We start from the raw sequence: 22051 nt of genomic DNA on the forward strand, positions 1-22051 counted from the left end.
ATGGAAGTGAAAGTTTCCGGCATCACCAAGCAGTTCGATCGCTTTCCGGCGCTGAACGATGTGTCGCTCGACATTCGTTCCGGCGAGCTGATCGCGCTGCTCGGTCCTTCCGGTTCCGGCAAGACGACGCTTCTGCGTCTCATTGCCGGTCTCGAGCAGCCGACGACCGGCCAGATTTTCTTCGGCAACGAGGATGCCTCGCACCGCACGGTGCAGGAGCGCAATGTCGGTTTTGTGTTCCAGCATTACGCCCTGTTCCGCCACATGACGGTGGCCGACAATATCGCTTTCGGCCTCAAGGTGCGGCCCTCGGCCAAGCGTCCGCCCAAGGCGGAAATCCGCAGACGGGTTTCCGAACTGCTCGACATGGTGCACCTCTCCGGGCTTGAGAAGCGTTACCCCTCGCAGCTTTCCGGCGGCCAGCGTCAGCGCGTGGCGCTTGCCCGCGCCGTCGCCATCGAACCGAAGGTGCTGCTCCTCGATGAGCCCTTCGGCGCGCTTGACGCCAAGGTGCGCAAGGAGCTGCGCCGCTGGCTGCGCGAATTCCACGACCGCACCGGCCATACCACCGTCTTCGTCACCCACGATCAGGAAGAGGCGCTGGAACTGGCCGACCGCGTCGTCGTCATGAGCCAGGGCAAGATCGAACAGGTCGGCACGGCTGACGATGTCTACGACACGCCCAACTCCCCCTTCGTTTTCTCCTTCATTGGCGAATCCTCCAGCCTGCCGGTGACGATCCGCGACGGCCACGTGCTGTTCCAGGGCGAAAGCATCGGCATCGATGAGAGCGGCTCTGGCGAGGGCGAGCTTTTCTTCCGCCCGGAAGATGTGGTGCTGACTGGGGAGAAGGACGCGCTTTACGGCAAGGTCACCACCTGTCGCCGCCTCGCGGGCACCCGCATCGCCGAAATCGACATCGCCAATAACGGCCATGAGCCCTATCACCTCGAAATCGAAGTGCCGCTCAACGCCGCCGTGGCGGTGGGGGCGGAGCTGCGCTTCCGGCCGACACGGTGGAAGGTGTTTGGGAAGAAATAGGGGTGAGGTGACCGCAGTTGACGGTCGATGACTTGTCGCTCTTTAACGCGCGTCACGTTTAATCTGATTCCACAGTAGACCACAGTTGAAATCATCGAGTGTGCTGCGCGTCGTTACCCCCCTCTGTCCTGCCGGACATCTCCCCCTCAAGGGGGGAGATCGTTCCGTGGCGAGGTCTCGCACCTCTCGACGGTCGAGGATGAAGTGGCGAGAAAGCCTCTTGTCGATCTCCCCCCTTGAGGGGGAGATGTCCGGCAGGGCAGAGGGGGGTAACGACACCCAGCACCGTCGACGATTTCAACTGTGGTGTACTGTGATCTCCTTCATGCGACGCGCTTCAATTTTCCGTCATACCTGCCCCGATCCGGTATCCAGCCAGCCCAAGTCCTTGGGCTGAAAGGAGTCCTCTCGTCGCGCAGACGCGCGCCTGCTGGATGCCGGGTCAAGCCCGGCATGACGGAAGAGACGTGTCACGAGTAGCATCGAGTATCGAGCTTGCCGCACTGGCATTCGAGGCACAGATTTCCCCAATAGTCGAAGTAATAAGCAAAAACGGAAAAGGGCCGCCGAAGCGACCCTTCCATGAGTTTGGTCCTGTTTACAGACCCGGGACTGTTTCTCAACGTTCCGAAGGCTAGAGGTTTTACGCCGAGGGTTGCCCCGTCGAAAACACACCCTTTCCATTGCCTGCACCAGAGACCGAAATCTCACTAGACATTGGATCACCTCCTTCCGATACGTTGAACATAACTAGAAGGTAGTACGATTCGTCAGTAATGCAAGAGGGATTACTTCCAGGGGACGCGCCGGGCGTCACGACACCCGCATCACGATCTTGCCGATATGATTGCTGCTTTCCATCAGCCGGTGCGCTTCCACGACCTCATCCATCGTGAAGACCCGGTTGATGACCGGTGCCAGCTGACCGCTTTCGATGAGCGGCCAGACCTCTGCGACAAGGTCGTCGCGGATGGCGCGTTTTTCGTCGGCCGTGCGGGGGCGCATGGTGGAGCCGGTGACGGTGAGGCGCTTGACCATGATGGGGGTGAGGTTGACCTTCTCGGCCACGGCGCCGCCCAGGAAGGCGATGATGGACAGGCAGCCGTCCTTGGCGAGTGCCGAAAGGTTCTTTTCGAAATAGGCCGCACCGATCATGTCGAGAACGACATCGACGCCCTTGCCGTCGGTTTCAGCCTTGATGACGGCGGCGAAATCTTCCTCACGATAGTTGATCGCCCGTTTGGCGCCGAGCTTCACGCAGGCTTCGCATTTTTCCGTCGAGCCCGCCGTGGCATAGACTTCCGCGCCGAAGGCTTTGGCAAGCTGGATCGCCGTTGTGCCGATGCCGCTGGTGCCGCCATGGATGAGGACGCTTTCCCCTTCGGTGAGGCCCGCCATCTGGAAGAGATTGGCCCAGACGGTGAAGAAGGTTTCCGGCAAAGCCGCCGCTTTGACGGCGTCGTAGCCCTTGGGGAAGGGCAGGGCCTGCCCGGCCGGCACGGTGCAATATTGCGCATAACCGCCGCCATTGGCGAGCGCGCAGACCTTGTCGCCCACCTTGAATTCGGTAACGCCTTCACCCAGCACAACCACCTCGCCGGCGATTTCAAGGCCGAGGATCGGGCTTGCATCCTTCGGCGGCGGATAGATGCCCTGCCGCTGCGCGACATCCGGCCGGTTGACGCCCGCCGCCTCGACCTTCACCAGAACCTCGCCTTTCGCGGGCTTGGGCAAAGGCGCATGCGAAAGGCGCATCACCTCCGGGCCGCCATGGGAGGGAAGGTCGATGAAGCGCATTTTTTCGGGCAGGGTCGTCGTGTCGGGCATGGCCAGGGGCAACTCCTCACTTGTCGGCGTCGCCTGAAGATGTAGGTCAGATGCGCCGCTTAGGGAAGAAGTCCCTTTGTCACGAGTGTCATTTTGTCTCGCCGAATACCCTGATGACGAGGCCGCTGTCATTTTCCTTCGCAGCCGCCTTGATACCGGCGATCTCGCCGCCGATGCGCTCAGGATTGGCAATGATCAGCCCCTTCGGCAGAGTGAGAACGCCGATTGAGCAGCGCAACAGCGCGAAGTCCCGCTCGTTGCCGTGGCGGTCCTGGCCCTTCATGCAGCCGGCGGCGCGGTCTTCATCCGAATAGAGCTCGGCGACATCGACGTGAAAATCGCTGAGCAGCCTCTCGAGAATTTCCGTCAGTTCCTCCACCGTCCAGTCGCGCACGCCGATGAAGAAGTCGTCGCCGCCAATATGTCCGAGAAAGCAGTCGCCGGCGAAGAAATAGCGTCGCATCAGGGCCGAAAACAGCGTGATGGCGTGGTCGCCGGCGTTGAAACCATATTTGTCGTTGAAGGGTTTGAAATTGTCGAAGTCGCAATAACAGAAGAAGCGCGCCTCGTCGCCATCGCTGCAGCTGTCGGTAATGAAGCCGCCAATGGCACGGTTGCCGGGCAGCGCCGTCAGCGGGTTCTGGTCCTGCGCCATTTTCAGCTGTTTTTCATTGATGACCTTGATGAGCGAAGCCGCCGAGACGATGCCGGCGTAACGCATGTTTTCGGTGAGGATGATGCAGGCGCTGCCACCCATGCTGGCGAACATGTTCATCAGCTGGTCGGCGTCGGCATCGAGACCCACTATGGGCGCGGGGTCGACGAAGTGGGATATGGTGCGCTCATAGATCTTGTTCTTGAGCAGGTCGCGGCCGAAGGGCCGGTAGATATATTCCTTGAGGTGGTATTCGTTGATGACGCCGCGCGGTTCGCCATTGGCGTTGAGCACGGGGAAGAAAGCCTGCTGCGGGTTTCGGCGGAACAGTTCGAAGACATTGTCGACGCTGTCATGTTCGAAGACGGTGGGAAGCCGCTCGATTTCCCGGCGAATGAGGATTTCGTCGAGCGTCTGGCTGCTGCGCCGCGTCACGCCGATGCGGTTGAGGTGCGGAAAGCTTTCGGGAAGTTCGCTGGTGAAGACCGTGGGCCTGGCGATCAGCCAGCCCTGCACCAGATCGACGCCGAATTCACGGCAGGTCAGAAATTCCGCTTCCGTTTCGATGCCTTCGGCAATGACCCGGACGCCGAGAACATGGGCGATGTTGACGATGTTGCGGACGAGATGCTGCTTGCGGGGAAGATGGTCGACGCCGTGGATGAAATGCCGGTCGATCTTCAGGTAGTCCAGCGGAAAATCGCAGAGCAGCTTCATCTCGCCGTGACCGGCGCCGAAATCGTCGATCGCCAGCTTGAAGCCTTCCTTGCGCATGCGGGCAATCAGCGCCGTGAATTCCGGCACGCTGGTATTGTCGAAACGTTCGGAAAGCTCGAAACAGATGGAGGAGGCCGGAATGCCCGCCCGCGCCAGATGACCGACGAGCTTGTCGAGAATGGCGTCGCCATGCGGGATCAGCCGCACATCCAGATTGAGGAAGAGGGTGGTAGAGGAAAAATCGGGCAGGGTGGAGAATTTTGCCAGCGCCCGGCTTGCCAGCATCTGCTCGAAAGCCTTCAGCTCGCCATCCGCAGCAGCCTGGTCGAGAAGCGCCAGCGGATTGGAAAAACCCAGCCGGTCATGGCCACGCATCAGCGATTCATAACCGAAGATCGTGCCTGTCGTTGCCTCGACAATGGGCTGAAACGCGGTTTCAAGCACAAGCTTCGCCATTGGAAACATCTGCCCGGAGGCAAACCGCCTTATGACATCGTTTTCCACCGTGACGGCCTGCATTCCTGTTTCTCCGCTCTTGCCGGTCCCGTTGCTGGCATGCGCGTGGAATACCCACACAGGACCCGTCTCTTTTGCGGCAACAATTGCAGATTACAGGTCAACAAAAGCTTTCACGACTGTGAAGCTTTGATGAACGTTTTGTAACGGCCCCTATATCGAAGAGGGGGCGCACCAAGCCTTAGGCCCGGCGCGCATGACCCGTGTGAGCGGCGTAAAGCTCCGCAACATTCATGCGCTCGCGGTCCGCCTCGACAGGTTCTGCCGGCTTGGTGCCGACGCCGTGTTCGGCAGAGGCCGCCCATAGTCTCAGCGCGGCCCTGACGACCTCGCTGCCGGATGCGTAAGCGCCGCAATTCACGGCCTCCCGCATTCTTGCTGCCTGTTCCGGGGAAATCGATACTGTCACCATTGGCATGATATCACTCCCTTTTTCAATGACCGCCATAAGCAACCCGATAGATGTCCGCTGTGCGGACGGGGCGATGGCAATCTTTTGCGGGCGGTCGTTTTTTGAGGTTTTCGTCTGGACGCCGCTTCCAGCGAAATTGGTATCATCGTCTATCTTACCACGAAACGCGTTCCATACCCAATTTGCAGTATATAAGGGTTTAGTTTTTCCATGACGGGCGTCTGCTTGATATGAGGTCACAGACGCGCCGCAAACGCCCTCATGACCGCATGGCCATGGCGAGCGCGATCATCGCAAAGCCCTGCATGATAAGGTCTATCGCCAGGAACAGGCCAAGGACCCAAAGGCTGTTCACCGGCCAGCCGGCGGCGATCACCAGGCCCGCAAGTGCCGTCACCGCACCCGCCACGGTAACCCAGCCCCAGCCCGTTGCCGGTTTCAGCCGGAAGCCGACGACGAGGCGGAAGATGCCGGCGACAATAAGCGATACCGCCATCAACAATGTCAGCACGGCCGCGGTCAGATCAGGGTTTTGAAAGGCGATGACACCGGCAATGGCATAAAGCAGGCCGCTCAGTGTCCAGAACAGTGCACTTTCCCATCCTTTCACCTGAAAGGCATGGAAAAGCTGCAAAATGCCGCCCATCAGCATCATGACCCCGACATAAAATACGGAGGCGACGGTGGCGACGAGAAGATTGCCGAGCGCAATGACCCCAAAGGCCAGAAGAACGAGGCCAAGGGCCAGAAACCAACCCCACTTCGCTCTGAGGGGTGAAAATCCAGGCGCATTGAGACTGTGTGTCATCTCGCTGTCTCCATGAATGGTCGCGGTAAAGCTATCACGATTGCAGCATAGCGCAACGAGAATGCCGAAGATTTGATCCAGATCATGAAGCGCACGCAGCGGCAAAACCGTCTGCGCCTCAGTCTTTCCGCCCGGCAGCACATCCGCGACATGAAATGGCGCATTTTTTATTGATTGATTGATCAATCAAGAATATTTTGCCCGCCATCAAGGAGACACTTATGCCCAAGATCGGAATGGAGCCTTTGCGCCGGAAGGCGCTTGTGGATGCGGCACTGCGCACCATAGGCCACCATGGTTCGCTGAATGTGACAATGTCTGACATCGCCCGGGAAGCGGGCGTGTCGGCCGCCCTTGCGCATCATTATTTCGGCAGCAAGCAGCAGCTTCTTCTCGAAACCATCCGCAGCCTGCTGCGTGACCTGCGGCGCGATGCGGTCGCGGCGCTGACCCGTGCTTCCGGTCCGCGCGCAAGGCTGAGCGCCATCGTCCATGTCTCCTTCCAGAGCGACCAGTTCACACCGGAGACGGTGGCGGCATGGCTTGCCTTTTATGTCGAGGCGCAGCGTTCGGAAGAAACCCGCCGCCTGCTCGTGCTCTATTCGCGCCGTCTCAGGTCAAACCTCATGGCGAGCCTCAACCGGCTCTGCCCGCCAGACGATGCCGCACGCATCGCGGAAGGCGCGGCCGCCCTGATCGACGGACTTTATATTCGCCATAGCCTGCGCTCAGCGCCACTCGGCCTTGCCTCCGCACCGGCGCTTGTCGAGGATTACTTCGACATGCAGCTCAAATCTTTTCCCGATGGACAGCGCCCAAAGCCGTCCATCCGTGTTCTTTAAGGAGACTTCGACATGACCATCGCGACGCCGCTGAAGGCGCAGCCGAAAGCCTCGCATTTCATCGACGGGGATTATGTCGAAGACACGGCCGGTACGCCGTTCGAAAGCATCTTTCCGGCCACCGGCGAGGTGATCGCGAGGCTGCATGCGGCAACGCCTGCCATCGTCGAGCGCGCCATCGCCTCCGCTAAACGTGCGCAGAAGGAATGGGCGGCGATGAGCCCAATGGCCCGCGGCCGCATCCTCAAACGCGCCGCCGATATCATGCGCGAGCGCAACGATGCGCTTTCGACGCTGGAGACGCTGGATACCGGCAAGCCCATTCAGGAAACCATCGTCGCCGACCCGACCTCCGGCGCGGATGCCTTCGAATTTTTCGGCGGTATCGCACCTTCCGCGCTGAACGGCGATTACATCCCCCTCGGTGGCGATTTCGCCTATACCAAGCGCGTGCCGCTCGGCGTCTGCGTCGGTATCGGCGCGTGGAATTATCCGCAGCAGATCGCCTGCTGGAAGGCGGCGCCCGCGCTGGTCGCCGGCAATGCCATGGTCTTCAAGCCCTCGGAAAATACCCCGCTCGGCGCCTTGAAGATCGCCGAAATCCTCATCGAAGCCGGCCTGCCCAAGGGCCTGTTCAACGTCATTCAGGGTGATCGCGATACCGGGCCGCTGCTCGTCAACCACCCGGATGTGGCGAAGGTCTCGCTTACCGGCTCAGTCCCGACCGGCCGCAAGGTGGCCGCTGCCGCTGCCGGGCATCTGAAGCACGTTACCATGGAACTCGGCGGCAAGTCGCCGCTGATCGTCTTCGACGACGCCGATATCGAAAGCGCTGTCGGCGGGGCCATGCTTGGCAACTTCTATTCCTCCGGCCAGGTCTGCTCCAACGGCACCCGCGTCTTTGTGCAGAAAAAGGCGAAGGAGCGTTTCCTCGACAATCTGAAGCGCCGCACCGAGTCGATGATCCTCGGCGATCCCCTCGACTACGCCACCCATCTCGGCCCGCTGGTCTCCAAGGCCCAGCAGGAGAAGGTCCTTTCCTATATCGAAAAGGGCAAGGCAGAGGGCGCGACGCTCATCACCGGCGGCGGCATTCCCAACAATGTGGCGGGCGAGGGCGCTTATGTGCGGCCGACCGTCTTCGCCGATGTGACCGACGACATGACCATCGCCCGCGAAGAAATCTTCGGCCCGGTCATGTGCGTTCTGGATTTTGACGATGAGGACGAGGTTCTCGCCCGCGCCAACGCCACCGAATTCGGTCTCGCCGGCGGCGTCTTCACCGCCGATCTCGCCCGCGCCCATCGCGTGGTCGACCGGCTGGAGGCGGGTACGCTTTGGATCAATACCTATAATCTCTGCCCGGTGGAAATCCCCTTCGGTGGCTCGAAACAATCCGGCTTCGGGCGGGAGAATTCGGCCGCCGCGCTGGAGCATTATAGCGAGCTGAAGACGGTTTATGTGAGCACGGGGAAGGTGGACGCGCCGTATTGAGAGGCGGCGCCTGTGGCTTACCCCCCTCTGCCCTGCCGGACATCTCCCCCTCAAGGGGGGAGATCGGCAGGAGACGCTACCACCACTTCATTCGCAAATGTTGAGGTGGGCGAGACCCAACCACGAGTCGATCTCCCCCCTTGAGGGGGAGATGTCCGGCAGGACAGAGGGGGGTAAGCCACAGGCGCAGATGTTCATTCTGGAGATATTTCGCAAATGCAAGCAGATTACGTCATCGTCGGTTCGGGTTCCGCAGGCTCCGCCATCGCCTATCGCCTGTCGGAAGACGGCCGTTATTCGGTGATCGTCATCGAGGCCGGCGGTTCGGATTTCGGCCCCTTCATCCAGATGCCGGCCGCACTCGCATGGCCGATGAGCATGAAGCGCTATAATTGGGGTTATCTCTCCGAGCCCGAGCCGAACCTCGACAACCGCAGGATTACGGCGCCGCGCGGAAAAGTCATCGGCGGTTCGTCCTCCATCAACGGCCTCGTTTACGTGCGTGGCCATGCCGAGGATTTCAACCGCTGGGAAGAGCTTGGCGCGCATGGCTGGGCCTATGCGGATGTGCTGCCTTACTTCAAGCGGATGGAACATAGCCATGGCGGCGAAGAAGGCTGGCGCGGCACGGATGGGCCGCTGCATGTGCAGCGCGGCCCGGTCAACAATCCACTGTTCCACGCCTTCATTCAGGCCGGCGCTGAGGCCGGTTTCGAACTGACCGACGATTATAACGGCTCCAAGCAGGAGGGTTTCGGCCTGATGGAGCAGACCATCCACAATGGCCGCCGCTGGTCTGCCGCCAATGCGTATCTGAAACCGGCGCTGAAGCGCGGCAATGTCACGCTCGTCAACGGTTTCGCCCGCAATGTCGTCATCGAGAACGGCCGCGCGGTTGGTGTCGAGATCGAGCGCAAGGGCGTGGTGGAAACCGTCACGGCCAATCGCGAGGTCATCGTCTCGGCATCCTCCTTCAATTCGCCGAAACTGCTGATGCTCTCAGGCATCGGCCCCGCCGCCCATCTGAAAGACATGGGCATCGAGGTGAAGGCGGATCGCCCGGGCGTGGGCGAGAACCTTCAAGACCATATGGAGTTTTATTTTCAGCAGGTCTCCACCAAGCCGGTCTCGCTTTATTCCTGGCTGCCATGGTTCTGGCAGGGCGTGGCGGGTGCGCAATGGCTGCTGTCGAAAGGCGGGCTTGGCGCTTCCAACCAGTTCGAGGCCTGCGCCTTCCTGCGCTCAGCTCCGGGTCTGAAGCAGCCTGACATCCAGTATCATTTCCTGCCCGTCGCCATTTCCTATGATGGCAAGGCGGCGGCGAAAAGCCATGGTTTTCAGGTACATGTGGGTTACAACCTGTCGAAATCGCGCGGCAATGTCACATTGCGTTCCGCAGATCCGCAAGACGACCCGGTCATCCGCTTCAACTATATGAGCCACCCGGAAGACTGGGAAAAATTCCGCCATTGCGTGCGCCTGACGCGCGACATCTTCAGCCAGAAAGCCTTTGACGATTTTCGCGGACCGGAAATCCAGCCCGGCGAAAACGTGGAGACGGATGAGGAGATCGACGCCTTTTTGCGCGAGCATCTGGAAAGCGCCTATCACCCCTGCGGCACCTGCCGCATGGGCGACAGGGACGACCCGATGGCCGTCGTCGATCCCGAATGCCGGGTGATCGGGGTGGAGGGCTTGAGGGTGGCGGACAGCTCGATCTTCCCGCATGTGACCTATGGCAACCTCAACGGCCCGTCGATCATGACCGGCGAAAAAGCGGCGGACCACATTCTCGGCAAAACCCCGCTGCCGCGGTCCAATCAGGAACCTTGGGCGAACCCACGCGCGGCCGTCAGCGACCGGTGAGGGTCAATGGTAATCATCCTCGCGCTGGTGGCGGACGGCGGCAATGGTGACGGTTTCCGGGCCGTCAATGCGGAATAGCACGATATAGCCTGATGAACCGAACGGTATGAGGAGTTCGCGTATCAGGCTGTTTTCCGGGGATGCCTTGCGGCAGCTGAAGGGAAAATCGCCGAGAATCTCCAGTCCTGCTCTTATGGCGCGGATCGCTTTCTCAGCCACATCGATGTCGTAGGCGATCAGAAAATCATAGATGCGATCAAAATCGGCCAAGGCTTCTTCGGTATAGCGAAGCTCATACGTCATTTCCGCTTCGCGGCTTTCGCAGCATCAAGTTTCTTTTGCATCATCGAAAGAACATCGTCGGTGGTATAATAGACACCGGTGCGCTCAGCATCTTCGAGCGAGGCCAGCCCGCGCGCAATGAACTCTGCCTGTGATTTACGGATTTCCACCTGCCTGCGCACGGAATCCTCAACGAAGGAAGAGAGCGTTTCGCCGTCCTTCAGCACGCTTTCCGCCGCCTCGCGAAAATCCGCCGTTACCCGCAGCGAAGGCAATGTCGCCGTTTTCATATTGCGTCTCCATGCGTTGCAATTGCGATGCCAAGAGTGCGCCGATAGGGGCGGCCTGTCAAATGCAAAACCTTGCAATCCCCGCCCGAGAGGCGGATAAACGGACTTCCCGCCTGATGACGACCATCAAAATCACCGATCTGGACCGCCATGCCCGTCGACTACAAAAAGCTGAAGATGCTCCGCCGTTCCCGTGTCGTCTGGGGCTCCTGGCGGGTGTGGAGGCCGAGGGCGGTTTTCTGGATTGGCGCGATTGCGGTTGGCCTTATCAGCGTTGGCTTTGCCTGGGCGGCGGATCGCGCCCAGCACCTTTTCTTTGCGGCGACCTCATCGGGCAAAAGGGCGTTTCTGCTGCCGCTCATCATCACGCCGCTCGGCTTCACGCTCTGCGCATGGCTCGCGATCACGGTTTTCCCCAATGCCGGCGGCAGCGGCATTCCGCAGGCCATCGCCGCGCGGCACCTGCGGGAAGATGCGGACCGTTCGCGGCTTCTGTCGCTGAAACTCGCTTTCGGCAAGGTGGTACTGACGGTGGCCGGGCTTTTGTCCGGTGCCTCCATCGGCCGTGAGGGCCCGACCGTTCAGGTTGGCGCCTCGATCATGCTGCAGGCCGCCCGCTGGGGCGGCATGGCGCAGGCGAAGGGTCTCATTCTCGCTGGCTCGGCGGCGGGCATCGCGGCGGCTTTCAACACGCCGCTCGCCGGCATCGTCTTCGCCATCGAGGAAATGAGCAAGACCTATGAATCCCGCGCCAATGGCCTCGTCCTCACCGCCGTCATCCTGTCCGGCCTCGCCTCGCTGGCGCTGGTCGGCAGCTATACCTATTTCGGCGCCAGTTCGGTGATGGCGAAAACGACCATGGACTGGCTGCTGATTCTGGTCTGCGGCATTGGCGGCGGCGCGTTCGGTGCGCTGTTCAGCGCAGGCGCCTTGCATCTTTCCGCCCGCATCCGGCGCTTCGCGCAGGCCATGCCGCTGAAGCGGATGCTGGCGGTCGCCGCCGCCTGCGGTCTTGCCTCCGCCGTCCTCGGCATCGCAACGGGCGGCGCGACCTTCGGAACCGGTTACGAACAGGCGCGCGCGGCAATCGAGGGCGAGGCCGCGCCCGCATTCTTCTTCATCGAAAAACTGGCGGCGACGTTCCTTGCCATGATGTCGGGTATTCCCGGCGGCATTTTTGCGCCGTCGCTGTCAGTAGGCGCGGGTTTCGGCAGCACCATGGCCACCCTGCTCGGCACCAGCATCGGCCTTGGCGCCATCGTCGGCATGGCGGGTTATTTTGCGGGCGTGGTGCAGGCGCCGATGACGGCCTTCGTCATCATCCTCGAAATGACCGGCAATCATGAAGGCGTCATGCCTATCATGGCCGCATCGATGCTCGGATATCTGACGTCGCGGCTTTTCTCCCGCGAGCCGCTTTATCATGGCCTGTCGCGGGTCTTCATCGCCCAGAGCATCCGCGCCAGACGCGCTGCTCAGGCCAGCGAAACCTAACCTTTTATGCGCGGATGCCCGCCACACCGAAATACCCGAGCCCCGGTATCTTCACGCCCGGCCGGCTGAAATCGATGCCGGCGACAAGACCGAGAAAATTGATCTCGAAACCGCTGCGCGCACCCGCCGAAATGCCGAACAGGCCGCCGAGCGAAACGCTTACATCCTTCCAGTCGTCGGCGATGTGGTAAAACGCGCCATCCGGCAGATAATCGCGGCCGACGGCATCCGGCGGCAGCACGACACCGAGTTCCGGCACGCTGCGCAGCACATGGGCGACGAAGGTGTTGGAGTTGGGGCCGGGATAGATGCGATAGCCGCCCGGCCGGCCATAGGGGTAATCGGTAATCGCCTTTTCGATCTTCGGGATCAGTTTTTCCGCTTCCGCGCCATGAATGGCAACCACTTGGCGCGGCATGTTGGAATACCAGTAGGCATCCGCCGCATAACCATTGTGGCGGATCGGCGTGCCCCAGCCCACCTTGTCATAACGGTCATAGCTCGCAGCACCGGGCTTTTTCAGAACGACCCAGGCGTGGCTGGCGACGGAGCCCTTGAAACCGCCGGTCATGGCGGAAAAGACATAGACGGCAGCTTCGCCGTTGCTGGACGCCGCCGGCAGCATGCCGGAGGAAGACCATCTTGCGGCGTTCCAGCCGCGCGGATGGTCTTTCATGGCCCACAGCCCGGCCGATGCCAGCGCGGGAAGCAGATAGATGACGGCAATCGCCAGCAGCAGACGTTTTGCAAATTTCACTGATAGCCCCGTGCATCGAAAAATCAATTGCGGTATCAACCACATGAAATCAGAATTTTTTGAGGCTGCGAAAATGAACAATTCCGTTACCGTCGAAGTCACCCGCGGCAACCTCGTGGAAAGCCGCCATCAGGGCCTTGCCGTGGTGGTGGATGGCGATGGCGGCGTGCTGTTTTCGGCTGGCGATATCGAGCGCGGCATCTTCCCGCGTTCCGCCTGCAAGGCCATGCAGGCGCTGCCGCTGGTGGAAAGCGGTGCTGCGGATGCCTATCAGTTCGGCAACCGCGAACTGGCGCTTGCCTGCTCCTCCCATTCCGGCGAGGACGCGCATGTGGAGCTCGCCGCTTCGATGCTGGCGAAGGCGGGCAGGGATGCCGATACGCTGGAATGCGGCGCGCACTGGTCTTCCGACCAGAAAACCATCATCCATCAGGCCCGCACGCTGGAAAAGCCGACGGCGCTTCACAATAATTGCTCCGGCAAGCATTCGGGCTTCATCTGCGCCTGCTGCCACACCGGCACAGACCCCAAGGGCTATGTCGGTTACGATCACCCGCTGCAGCAGGAAATCCGCGCCACGATGGCAAGCCTGACGGGTGCTGCTCTCGGTCAGGACAATTGCGGTGTGGATGGCTGCTCCATCCCCACCTATGCCGTACCGCTCAAAGGGCTGGCGCATGGTTTCGCGAAAATGGCGACGGGCAGGGGGCTGGAAGCGGGCCGTGCGAAAGCCTCGCGCCGTCTCGTCGAGGCCTGCATGGCGGAGCCCTTTTACGTGGCGGGCACCGGCCGCGCCTGCACGAAACTGATGCAGATCGCGCCGGGAAAAATCTTCGCAAAGACCGGCGCGGAGGGCGTTTTTGTCGCCGCCCTGCCGGAAAAGGGCATTGCCATGGCGGTGAAATGCGAAGACGGCACGACGCGTGCGGCGGAAGCCATGGTCTCGGCATTGCTTGCGCGCTATTTCGATGAAGGCAGCGCCGAACAGCAGGCTTTGCTTGGCATGGCGAACCGGCAGATGCGCAACTGGAACGGCATCCATGTCGGCGATGTCAGAGTCGTCGGGCTGTAAAATCGGCCGCTAAAAAAGCGATAAAACCTTTGACGCAGCCAGCTGCCGGCACGATGATGGCTCGCCCTTGTGCAAGGCGGCCAACCCCTGGCTGCGGCCAGGGCCCGGCGCCCGCAACACGAGGAGGTGGGCGTCCTCATTTGTCCCGGAGGTCGCATATCCATGTTCACATTGTTTTTCTCCCCCGGTTCCTGCTCGCGCGCCAGCCATATCGTGCTTGAGGAATCCGGCCTGCCTTACACGGCCCATCGCGTCAATTTCGCCGAGGGCGAACAGCGCTCCGAGACATTTTTGAAGATCAACCCGAAGGGCCGCGTGCCGGCGCTGGCCACGGCGAGCGGCGTGCTGACCGAGACGCCCGCCATCCTCGCCTTCATCGCCCAGATGGCGCCGGAGAAGAAACTCGCGCCGCTCGACGATCCCTTCGAATTTGCCGTCATGCAGTCCTTCAACGCCTTCATCTCTTCCACGGTGCACGTCGCCCATGCGCATGGTCGCCGTGGCAGTCGCTGGGCGAATGAAGATGCGTCTCTGGCGGATATGAAGGCAAAGGTGCCTCAGACCATGGGCGAGTGCTTCGAACTGATCGAGCACGGCCTGCTGCACGGTCCCTGGGTTCTGGGCACCGCCTATTCGGTTGCCGATCCCTATCTTTTCGTCATGTCCGGCTGGCTGGAAAGCGATGGGGTGGATATTGCCCGTTTCCCGAAAGTGCACGACCACTTCCGCCGCATGAACGACCGCCCGGCGGTGCAGCGGGCGCTGGCGAGCGAGAGGGGCTGAGAGGCTCAGTATTTCCGTCATTCCGGCCCTGAGCCGGAATCCAGCCGACGCGCGTCTGCGCGGCGAGAAGGACCCCTTTCAGCCCAAGGACTTGGGCTGGCTGGATGCCGGATCAGGTCCGGCATGACGGAGGGGTAAGGGGCTTAACCGCTCAGGCCGCCTCGGCGGCCCGGCTGTCCCACATGGTCTTGAACGCCGTGCGCGCCTGGCAGCGGGCGAGCCAGGCCTTCAACGCCGGATGGGCATCGAACAACGGCTGGTGGCCCTGCGCGTAACGAACGATTTCCGCCGCGTTGAGATCGGCGACGGTGAAACGGTCGCCCACCAGATAATCATGGCTGGAAAGATGCTGCTCCAGCACCCGGAAGGGGCGTTTCAGCAGGCGGGCGGCGACATCGATCACGGCCTTACCGCTATCGCTTTCCGACAGGCCTTCGGCAATGGCGGAGGAAATCTTCAGCGAATTGGTTTCGACTTCGGTGGCGGCAAAGAAGGACCATTGCAGCATCGCCGCATCTTCCTTCAGATCAACCGGAGCCAGCGGTCCGCCATATTTGCGGGCGAGATAAAGATTGATCGCCATGGATTCGTAAAGCACCATGCCGTCATCCTCGATGCAGGGAATGGTGCCCATCGGATTGACGGCGAGAAAGGCGGGAGACAGCGTGTTCAGCGGCGCATCCGCAGCCAGCGGATCGGCAAGGCGGCGGGCCTGTATGACTGGCACATGCTTGAATTCTATGCCCAGTTCACCCGCAAGCCACAGCGTGCGCGTGGCGCGGGAACGGTAGACACCGTAGATCGTCAACATCGAATTTACCCCCTTGAGAGCATTTCCAGCGAAAACTGCGCCGCAGTTTTACGTCCGGACAATGCGGAAAACAAAAAAGCAGAATACGGCCGACGATGCCGGCAAACGGCGCGCTCCGGCCTTTTCGATGCGGCACGTTACGGTTTTGCACTTTTAAAGTGAAGTTGCGGATCGCAGGGCCAGCTATGATTTTTTCTGATCCGTCAGAAAGTCCGTATCCGGCGACAACCGGTATTCGAAACGGTCGATGAAACGTTCGAACAGGCGCGCAAATGTCTCCACATCCTCCGCCGGCCATCCATCCATCACGTCCTCGATGACGCTCATCTTGGTCCGGCGCATTTCCTGCAAAAGACTGGTGCCGAGCGGCGTGATCTCGACAATGCTGCGGCGGCCGTCTTCCTGGGAAACGCCGCGTTTCAGCAGGCCGCGCCCCACCATATCCGCCACCACCCGGCTGCCGCGCGAGGGGTCGATGCGCATGCCCTCGGCGATAGCACCCACGGTAACATCGCCTTCCGCGCGGCGCAGAATATCGAGAACGTCGATATGGGAGAGTTCGAGACCCGGAGCGAGCTTGGCAAGCGCCATGCGGCCGATGATGCGGCGGCCGATCATGATGCGCATACGCGTCATCGTATTGCCGATCCGCTTGATGTCCTCGGGCAGATCCTCGTTCCAGTTTTCCTCAGTCGCCACGCTTCCTCGTCCCTTTCGATGCTGTTTTCCGATCACATTTAGCGGCATTAACACAGATGTCAAAAACTTGCCATTGACATATATATGCTGATAGCACACAAATTGTCGCAGCAAAACTGCCGGAAGCCAACGAGATTTTTCATGGATATGTCCACCGCCCCCGTGGCGCCGCTTGTGTCGGATCATCGGCGCAGGCTCATCGTCTTTCTGTTCCTGATGCTGGCCATGTTCATGGCGACCCTCGATAACCAGATCGTATCGACAGCACTTCCCACCATCGTCGGCGAGTTCGGCGCGCTGGAGCGTTTCGGCTGGATCGGCTCGGCCTATCTTCTGGCGACCAGCGCGGTCATGCCGGTTTATGGCAAGCTCGGCGATCTGTTCGGCCGCAAATATGTGATGATCGCGGCGGTCGTCATCTTTACGCTCGGTTCGCTCGCCTGCGGGCTGGCATGGTCGATGGATTCGCTGATTGCGGCCCGCGTTCTGCAGGGGCTTGGCGGCGGCGGCATCATGGTGTCGATCTTTTCCGTCAATGCGGATCTGTTCGAGCCGCGCGAGCGCGCCCGCTACCAGAGCTATTCCAGCCTCACCATCATGGCGTCAGGCAGCGTCGGCCCGATCCTCGGCGGCACGATGAGCGACCTGTTCGGCTGGCGGTCGATCTTCCTCATCAACCTGCCGCTCGGTATTATCGTCATTGCAGGGCTGGCGTTGATGCTGCCCTATCGCCGCCCGGCCCGCCAGCCGAAGATCGATTATCTCGGCGCGGTGCTCTTGGCGGCAACCATTGCCAGCGTGGTCTTCTGGGCAGACAGCAGCGAATTGTTCGGCTCGCTCATCGCAGGCCCCAGCCTCGGCATCATCGCTTTCGCCGTCATTGCCGCCTTTCTCTGGGTGCAGGTGGAACGCCGCGCGCCGGAACCGGTCGTGCCGCTGCGTCTCTTTAAGGACAGCACCTTTCCGCTGTTGATGATCGTCTCGCTGACCAGCGGCGGCATCGGTATCGGCATGGTCAATTATTATGCCCTGTTCCTGCAGACCACGACCGGGCTTTCGCCCTCCCATGCCGGCCTGTTCTTCATCGCCGTCACCAGCGGCATCGTCATGGGCTCGCTTTCGGCGGGACGGCTGATTTCGATCACCGGCGTCTACAAGCCCTTCTCGGTGGCGGGTCTTTCCATCAACCTCGTCGCCATGTTGCTGTTCACGCAGATGCATGCCGGAACGCCGCTTTGGGTGATTGCGGTCCTCATGTTGGCGCAAGGCTTTGCTGTCGGCCTCGGCCAGCAGGCGCCGATCATCGGCGTGCAGAATTCCGCGCCCAAGGCGGATATCGGTGCGGCGAGCGGCGCGGTGACGCTGACCCGCATGGGTGGTGCTGCCATTGCCATCTCAGTCTATGGCGCCATCGTATCGTCGAGCCTCAAGGGCGTGGCGGTCGATATTCCCGGCGTCGGCAGGATCGAGGAACTGACGCCGAAAATGCTCTCCGAACTCCCGGCCGCCTCGCAGGCCGCCGTCGCCTCGCTCTATTCGGATGCGTTTACGCCGCTCTTCTTCGCCGCAGCCGCAACCGCCGCCATCGGCCTTGCGGCCGCGCTTATGCTGAAACCTGTGCGGCTGCCGGCGGCGGTGCAGGCGAAGCCAGCCGAAGGGGCGGGGGAGTAGGCAGGTAGGCAGTTGTGAACGCTGATTTTGTGCTGAAACCTCTCCTCCGTCATACCGGCCTTGTGCCGGTATCCAGTCAGCCCAAGTCCTTGGGCTGAGAGAGCTCTTCCCGCCGCGCAGACGCGCGGCTGCTGGATTCCGGCTCAAGGCCGGAATGACGAGAGATGCTTACAAAACAAAAACACCCCCACTGGAAATTTAACGCCCGTTCCGCGTTATGCTCGCAGCACTTTACATTCGCGCGGGCAGCCCTATCTCAATGAATATGAAGCCGGAACAGCTGCTGAATTCCACGCCCAAGGGCCTCTATTGTCCGGCGGGCGATTTTTATATCGATCCCGTGCGCCCGGTGGCACGGGCGCTCATCACCCATGGCCATTCCGATCACGCCCGCGCGGGCCATGGCGCGGTGCTGGCCACACGCCAGACGCTGGATATCATGCGTATCCGTTATGGTGAGGACTTCTGCGGCAGCGAGCAGGCGGTCGCGTTCGGCGAGAGGGTGGAGGTGAATGGCGTCACCGTCGGTTTCCATCCCGCTGGCCATGTGCTGGGTTCGGCGCAAATCTCCGTGGAAATGAACGGCCTGCGCATCGTGGCGTCTGGTGATTACAAGCGCGGCGTCGATCCCACCTGCGCGCCCTTCGAGACCGTTCCCTGCGATGTCTTCATCACCGAGGCCACCTTCGGCCTGCCGGTGTTTCACCATCCCTTACCGCGCGTGGAAATCGGCAAGCTGCTCACCTCCATCAAACAATTTCCCGAACGGACCCATCTTGTCGGGGCCTATTCGCTCGGCAAGGCGCAGCGCGTCATCCGCTTGCTCCGCGACAACGGTTATTCTGATCCCATCTATATTCACGGCGCGCTGGCGCGGCTTTGCGATTATTACGTCTCGCAGGGCATCGATCTCGGCGATCTGCGCCCCGCAACGCTCGAAAAAAGCGATCCTTCCGCCTTCAAGGGCGCGATTGTCGTCGGTCCGCCCTCGGCTTTTCAGGAACGCTGGGCGCGGCGCTTCAACGAACCGCTGATTGCCTTCGCCTCCGGCTGGATGATGGTGCGGCAGCGCGCCAAACAGGGCGGCGTGGAGCTGCCTCTGGTGATATCGGATCATTGCGACTGGCCGGAACTCCTGGAGACGATCAGGGAAATTTCCCCGCAGGCCGTCTGGGTCACCCATGGGCGTGAGGAGGCGCTGGTGCGCTGGTGCGAATTGCAGGGCATTGCCGCCAAGCCGCTGCATCTTGTCGGTTACGAGGATGAGGGGGATTGAGATGAAAGCCTTCGCGACGCTGCTCGACCGGCTCGTTCTCACCCCTTCGCGCAACGGCAAGCTGAAGCTGCTGACCGATTATTTTCGCGATACGCCCGATCCCGACCGGGGTTACGGGCTGGCGGCGATTGCCGGCACGCTGGACTTGAAAAGCGTCAAACCCGCCCTGCTGCGCGAACTCGTGCTGGAGCGCATGGACGAGGTGCTGTTTCGCTATTCCTATGATTATGTCGGTGATCTGGCCGAGACCATATCGCTGGTCTGGGGTAATATCGGCGGCGCGGATGACGCCGAAGCGCAGGATCCGCGCCTCGGCGACGTCGTCACATTGATGAATTCGCTCGGCCGTACGGAGGTTCGCAGCGCGGTGCGCGATCTTCTTGACCGGCTCGGTACGTCCTCGCGTTTCGCTTTCCTCAAACTCGCCACCGGCAGCCTGCGCATCGGCGTTTCGGCGCGGCTGGCCCGGCAGGCGCTGGCGGATTTCGCCGGGAAAGACATCACCGAAATCGAGACCCTCTGGCATGGGCTGACACCGCCCTATACGCCGCTTTTCGCATGGCTTGAGGGGAAATCCGGGCGGCCGGTGCTGGCGACGCCCGCCATCTTCCATTCGGTGATGCTGGCGACGCCGGTTTCTGATGGCGACCTTGATGCGCTGGACCCGGCCGACTATGCCGCCGAATGGAAATGGGACGGCATTCGCGTACAATTGTCCCGCGCAGGCGCCGCGCGAAAACTCTATTCCCGCTCCGGCGACGATATTTCCGGCGCCTTTCCCGATGTGCTCGATGCCATCGATTTCGAAGGCGTGATGGATGGCGAATTGCTGATCGGCGGCACGGCCCGATCCAATAATCTCACCCGCACCTTTTCCGACCTGCAACAACGGCTGAACCGCAAGACGGTGACGGCAAAGATGCTGGATGATTATCCCGCCTTCATCCGCGCCTATGACCTGCTGTTCGAGGGCGAGAGCGACATCCGCGGGCAGACTTATCTGGAGCGCCGCGGCAGGCTGTCGGATATTGTCGAGCACGCACCGCATGACCGTTTCGACCTCTCGCCGCTGATCGGCTTCTCCAGCTGGCAGGAGCTCGACACGCTGCGCGCCGCCCCGCCCGATCCGGTGATTGAGGGCGTGATGATCAAGCGTCGCGACAGCGCCTATCAGGCCGGCCGCGCCAAGGGGCCGTGGTTCAAGTGGAAACGCGACCCCTATAATATCGATGCCGTGATGATGTATGCGCAGCGCGGCCACGGCAAAAGGTCGAGCTATTATTCCGATTTCACCTTCGGCGTCTGGGCGGAAGGCGAGGATGGCGAACAGCTCGTGCCCGTCGGAAAGGCCTATTTCGGCTTCACCGATGCGGAGCTGGAGGTGCTGGACAAATTCGTGCGTGACAATACGGTCGAGCGTTTCGGCCCGGTGCGGGCGGTGCGCGCCACGCCGGATTTCGGTTTCGTGCTGGAGGTGGCCTTTGAGGGCATCAACCGCTCCACCCGCCACAAAGCCGGCGTCGCCATGCGCTTCCCGCGCATTGCAAGACTCAGGGCCGACAAGCTGCCGGCGGAGGCGGATCGCCTGTCCACGCTGGTGGCGATGATCGATGGTGTGGAAGGGTAGTGCTTCCTTGTCCCGAAATTGCCACGATGCCTGCGAATACATTGTTGTCATTCGCGAATCCGTGATTGGACAGTTTCCCGCCGCAGTGCTGAACTGCTAATATTTTCATTCCCGCCCTCAGGTGCACATATGGCAGAAAAACGCTTTCTCTCCTCACCTTTCGGACAGGAAGAGAGCGGCGTGATCTGCCCGAGCCTGACACGGCGCGGCCTGCTTGTCGGCGCGATTGGCGCCTCGGTGGCAGCGCTTTTGCCGCCGGGTGCAGGCGCGGCGGGTTTTTCCGCCCCCGAAGTCCTGCCGCTCGAAAGACAGGACTATGCGGAGGCCCGCAGACGTTTCCACACCCATCTGCTGCGCAAGATGCCCGCACCGGAAAAATCCTCAGCCCTCGGCACGCCACCCGGTGCCGAAAGGGTCACCTATCCGGGCGGGCCTGATGGCTCCATCGAGCTTGTCGCCTGGCTCTCCCACTACCAGCCATCCGGGACGCCGAAACCAGCCGTCCTGTTTCTCCACGGCGGCAATGCCACGGGTGACGGCCATTGGGCGCTGATGAAGCCCTATTGGGAAGCCGGTTTCGTCGTGCTTCTCCCGTCCTTCCGGGGTGAGAACGGCCAGAACGGCAATTATTCCGGTTTTTATGACGAAACGGCGGATGCACTGGCGGCTGCGGCCTATCTGGAAAACCTGCCAGGCATCGACAAAAAGCGGTTCTTCATCGCCGGCCATTCCAATGGCGGCACGCTGACGCTGCTGGCGGCCATGAGCCGCAAATTTCGCGCCGCCGCGCCCATATCCGCAGGCGTCAATTCATGGCGCTACTTCAACCGTTATTCGGACGAGATCTGTTTCGATGAAACCGACGAGCGCGAATTCATCATGCGCTCCTCGGTCTGTTTCGGCCCCAGCCTCAAATGTCCGGCACTGCTGCTGCGTGGTGACGAAGAGCGGCCATTCGATGCCGATCACCAGCTGTTTGTCGATCGTGCTTTGTCTTCCGGTTTCAAGGTCGACAAAAAACTGCTGCCCGGAACCCACAATGGCGTGGTCCCGGGCGCGGTGACGGAAAGCATCCGCTTTTTCAATCAATTCACATAAAAGGGCCGAAAAC

General features: G+C 61.1%; 20 protein-coding genes. 11 read left to right on the plus strand and 9 right to left on the minus strand.

Annotation, left to right across the window (positions count from 1 at the left end):
- Complete coding sequence (locus FY152_02400) at positions 1–1041, plus strand: sulfate/molybdate ABC transporter ATP-binding protein (protein ID UXS30991.1); 1041 nt, start codon at positions 1–3, stop codon at positions 1039–1041.
- Positions 1042–1854: 813 nt separating this feature from the next.
- On the opposite strand, the gene FY152_02405 is transcribed toward FY152_02400, so the two are convergent.
- The 4 genes from FY152_02405 to FY152_02420 all read right to left on the minus strand — a co-directional run bounded on the left by FY152_02405 (position 1855) and on the right by FY152_02420 (position 5976).
- Positions 1855–2868 carry a zinc-binding dehydrogenase gene (locus FY152_02405; protein UXS30992.1) on the minus strand — a complete coding sequence of 338 codons (1014 nt, stop codon included), beginning with the start codon at positions 2866–2868 and terminating at the stop codon, positions 1855–1857.
- Between the two features lie 88 nt (positions 2869–2956).
- A complete protein-coding gene (locus tag FY152_02410; protein ID UXS30993.1) occupies positions 2957–4759 on the minus strand; it encodes an EAL domain-containing protein in 1803 nt (600 codons plus the stop codon).
- A gap of 178 nt (positions 4760–4937) precedes the next feature.
- Positions 4938–5174: a type II toxin-antitoxin system ParD family antitoxin gene (locus FY152_02415; protein UXS30994.1), complete on the minus strand. Its 237-nt coding sequence runs from the start codon at positions 5172–5174 to the stop codon at positions 4938–4940.
- 253 nt (positions 5175–5427) lie between these two features.
- Entirely contained in the window at positions 5428–5976 is a 549-nt protein-coding gene (locus FY152_02420; GenBank protein UXS30995.1) for an HdeD family acid-resistance protein, read from the minus strand.
- A gap of 221 nt (positions 5977–6197) precedes the next feature.
- On the opposite strand from FY152_02420, the gene betI reads away from it, so the two are divergent.
- The 3 genes from betI to betA all read left to right on the plus strand — a co-directional run bounded on the left by betI (position 6198) and on the right by betA (position 10178).
- Positions 6198–6818 carry a transcriptional regulator BetI gene (gene betI, locus FY152_02425; protein ID UXS30996.1) on the plus strand — a complete coding sequence of 207 codons (621 nt, stop codon included), beginning with the start codon at positions 6198–6200 and terminating at the stop codon, positions 6816–6818.
- 30 nt (positions 6819–6848) lie between these two features.
- Positions 6849–8312 carry a betaine-aldehyde dehydrogenase gene (gene betB, locus FY152_02430; protein ID UXS33190.1) on the plus strand — a complete coding sequence of 488 codons (1464 nt, stop codon included), beginning with the start codon at positions 6849–6851 and terminating at the stop codon, positions 8310–8312.
- Between the two features lie 216 nt (positions 8313–8528).
- Complete coding sequence (gene betA / locus FY152_02435) at positions 8529–10178, plus strand: choline dehydrogenase (protein ID UXS30997.1); 1650 nt, start codon at positions 8529–8531, stop codon at positions 10176–10178.
- A 3-nt stretch (positions 10179–10181) separates the two neighbouring features.
- Here betA and FY152_02440 read toward each other — a convergent pair whose 3' ends face one another.
- A complete protein-coding gene (locus FY152_02440; GenBank protein UXS30998.1) occupies positions 10182–10481 on the minus strand; it encodes a type II toxin-antitoxin system RelE/ParE family toxin in 300 nt (99 codons plus the stop codon).
- Positions 10478–10750, minus strand: a complete 273-nt coding sequence (locus FY152_02445; GenBank protein UXS30999.1) for a prevent-host-death protein — start codon at positions 10748–10750, stop codon at positions 10478–10480. Before FY152_02445 ends, FY152_02440 begins: the two co-directional genes overlap by 4 nt.
- A 150-nt stretch (positions 10751–10900) precedes the next feature.
- On the opposite strand from FY152_02445, the gene FY152_02450 reads away from it, so the two are divergent.
- Positions 10901–12244: a chloride channel protein gene (locus tag FY152_02450; protein UXS31000.1), complete on the plus strand. Its 1344-nt coding sequence runs from the start codon at positions 10901–10903 to the stop codon at positions 12242–12244.
- 4 nt (positions 12245–12248) lie between these two features.
- Here the strand turns inward: FY152_02450 and FY152_02455 are convergent, their stop codons facing one another.
- Positions 12249–13001, minus strand: a complete 753-nt coding sequence (locus FY152_02455; protein ID UXS31001.1) for a DUF3750 domain-containing protein — start codon at positions 12999–13001, stop codon at positions 12249–12251.
- A 73-nt stretch (positions 13002–13074) separates the two neighbouring features.
- Here FY152_02455 and FY152_02460 point away from each other — a divergent pair, with 73 nt between their 5' ends.
- Positions 13075–14073: an asparaginase gene (locus tag FY152_02460; GenBank protein ID UXS31002.1), complete on the plus strand. Its 999-nt coding sequence runs from the start codon at positions 13075–13077 to the stop codon at positions 14071–14073.
- Positions 14074–14235: 162 nt separating this feature from the next.
- Entirely contained in the window at positions 14236–14856 is a 621-nt protein-coding gene (locus tag FY152_02465) for a glutathione S-transferase family protein (protein ID UXS31003.1), read from the plus strand.
- A 151-nt stretch (positions 14857–15007) separates the two neighbouring features.
- Here FY152_02465 and FY152_02470 read toward each other — a convergent pair whose 3' ends face one another.
- Together FY152_02470 and FY152_02475 are read right to left on the minus strand one after the other, a co-directional pair.
- The gene (locus FY152_02470; protein UXS31004.1) at positions 15008–15667 is read right to left on the minus strand and encodes a glutathione S-transferase family protein; all 660 of its coding nucleotides are present in this window, start codon (positions 15665–15667) and stop codon (positions 15008–15010) included.
- A gap of 183 nt (positions 15668–15850) precedes the next feature.
- Positions 15851–16366, minus strand: coding sequence for a MarR family transcriptional regulator (locus FY152_02475; protein ID UXS31005.1), 516 nt, complete (start codon positions 16364–16366; stop codon positions 15851–15853).
- Between the two features lie 141 nt (positions 16367–16507).
- Here FY152_02475 and FY152_02480 point away from each other — a divergent pair, with 141 nt between their 5' ends.
- The 4 genes from FY152_02480 to FY152_02495 all read left to right on the plus strand — a co-directional run bounded on the left by FY152_02480 (position 16508) and on the right by FY152_02495 (position 22038).
- Positions 16508–18037, plus strand: a complete 1530-nt coding sequence (locus tag FY152_02480) for an MFS transporter (GenBank protein UXS31006.1) — start codon at positions 16508–16510, stop codon at positions 18035–18037.
- A gap of 265 nt (positions 18038–18302) precedes the next feature.
- Positions 18303–19313 (plus strand): ligase-associated DNA damage response exonuclease, encoded by a 1011-nt coding sequence (locus FY152_02485; protein UXS33191.1) that lies wholly within the window; start codon positions 18303–18305, stop codon positions 19311–19313.
- A gap of 1 nt (position 19314) precedes the next feature.
- Complete coding sequence (locus tag FY152_02490) at positions 19315–20940, plus strand: cisplatin damage response ATP-dependent DNA ligase (protein UXS31007.1); 1626 nt, start codon at positions 19315–19317, stop codon at positions 20938–20940.
- Positions 20941–21069: 129 nt separating this feature from the next.
- On the plus strand, positions 21070–22038 hold the full coding sequence (locus FY152_02495) for a S9 family peptidase (GenBank protein UXS31008.1): 969 nt from the start codon (positions 21070–21072) through the stop codon (positions 22036–22038).
- The last annotated feature ends 13 nt before the right edge of the window (positions 22039–22051 follow it).

The sequence above is a fragment of the Agrobacterium tumefaciens genome, assembly GCA_025560025.1.
Taxonomy (GTDB): domain Bacteria; phylum Pseudomonadota; class Alphaproteobacteria; order Rhizobiales; family Rhizobiaceae; genus Agrobacterium.

Coding starts and splice junctions, on each gene's coding strand:
- FY152_02420 (UXS30995.1), bottom strand. CDS start 5,976: ATGACACACAGTCTCAATGCGCCTGGATTTTCACCCCTCAGAGCGAAG.
- FY152_02445 (UXS30999.1), bottom strand. CDS start 10,750: ATGAAAACGGCGACATTGCCTTCGCTGCGGGTAACGGCGGATTTTCGC.
- FY152_02460 (UXS31002.1), top strand. CDS start 13,075: ATGAACAATTCCGTTACCGTCGAAGTCACCCGCGGCAACCTCGTGGAA.
- FY152_02440 (UXS30998.1), bottom strand. CDS start 10,481: ATGACGTATGAGCTTCGCTATACCGAAGAAGCCTTGGCCGATTTTGAT.
- FY152_02490 (UXS31007.1), top strand. CDS start 19,315: ATGAAAGCCTTCGCGACGCTGCTCGACCGGCTCGTTCTCACCCCTTCG.
- FY152_02400 (UXS30991.1), top strand. CDS start 1: ATGGAAGTGAAAGTTTCCGGCATCACCAAGCAGTTCGATCGCTTTCCG.
- FY152_02450 (UXS31000.1), top strand. CDS start 10,901: ATGCCCGTCGACTACAAAAAGCTGAAGATGCTCCGCCGTTCCCGTGTC.
- FY152_02480 (UXS31006.1), top strand. CDS start 16,508: ATGGATATGTCCACCGCCCCCGTGGCGCCGCTTGTGTCGGATCATCGG.
- betI (UXS30996.1), top strand. CDS start 6,198: ATGCCCAAGATCGGAATGGAGCCTTTGCGCCGGAAGGCGCTTGTGGAT.
- FY152_02465 (UXS31003.1), top strand. CDS start 14,236: ATGTTCACATTGTTTTTCTCCCCCGGTTCCTGCTCGCGCGCCAGCCAT.
- FY152_02485 (UXS33191.1), top strand. CDS start 18,303: ATGAAGCCGGAACAGCTGCTGAATTCCACGCCCAAGGGCCTCTATTGT.
- betA (UXS30997.1), top strand. CDS start 8,529: ATGCAAGCAGATTACGTCATCGTCGGTTCGGGTTCCGCAGGCTCCGCC.
- FY152_02470 (UXS31004.1), bottom strand. CDS start 15,667: ATGTTGACGATCTACGGTGTCTACCGTTCCCGCGCCACGCGCACGCTG.
- FY152_02415 (UXS30994.1), bottom strand. CDS start 5,174: ATGCCAATGGTGACAGTATCGATTTCCCCGGAACAGGCAGCAAGAATG.
- FY152_02495 (UXS31008.1), top strand. CDS start 21,070: ATGGCAGAAAAACGCTTTCTCTCCTCACCTTTCGGACAGGAAGAGAGC.
- FY152_02410 (UXS30993.1), bottom strand. CDS start 4,759: ATGCAGGCCGTCACGGTGGAAAACGATGTCATAAGGCGGTTTGCCTCC.
- FY152_02405 (UXS30992.1), bottom strand. CDS start 2,868: ATGCCCGACACGACGACCCTGCCCGAAAAAATGCGCTTCATCGACCTT.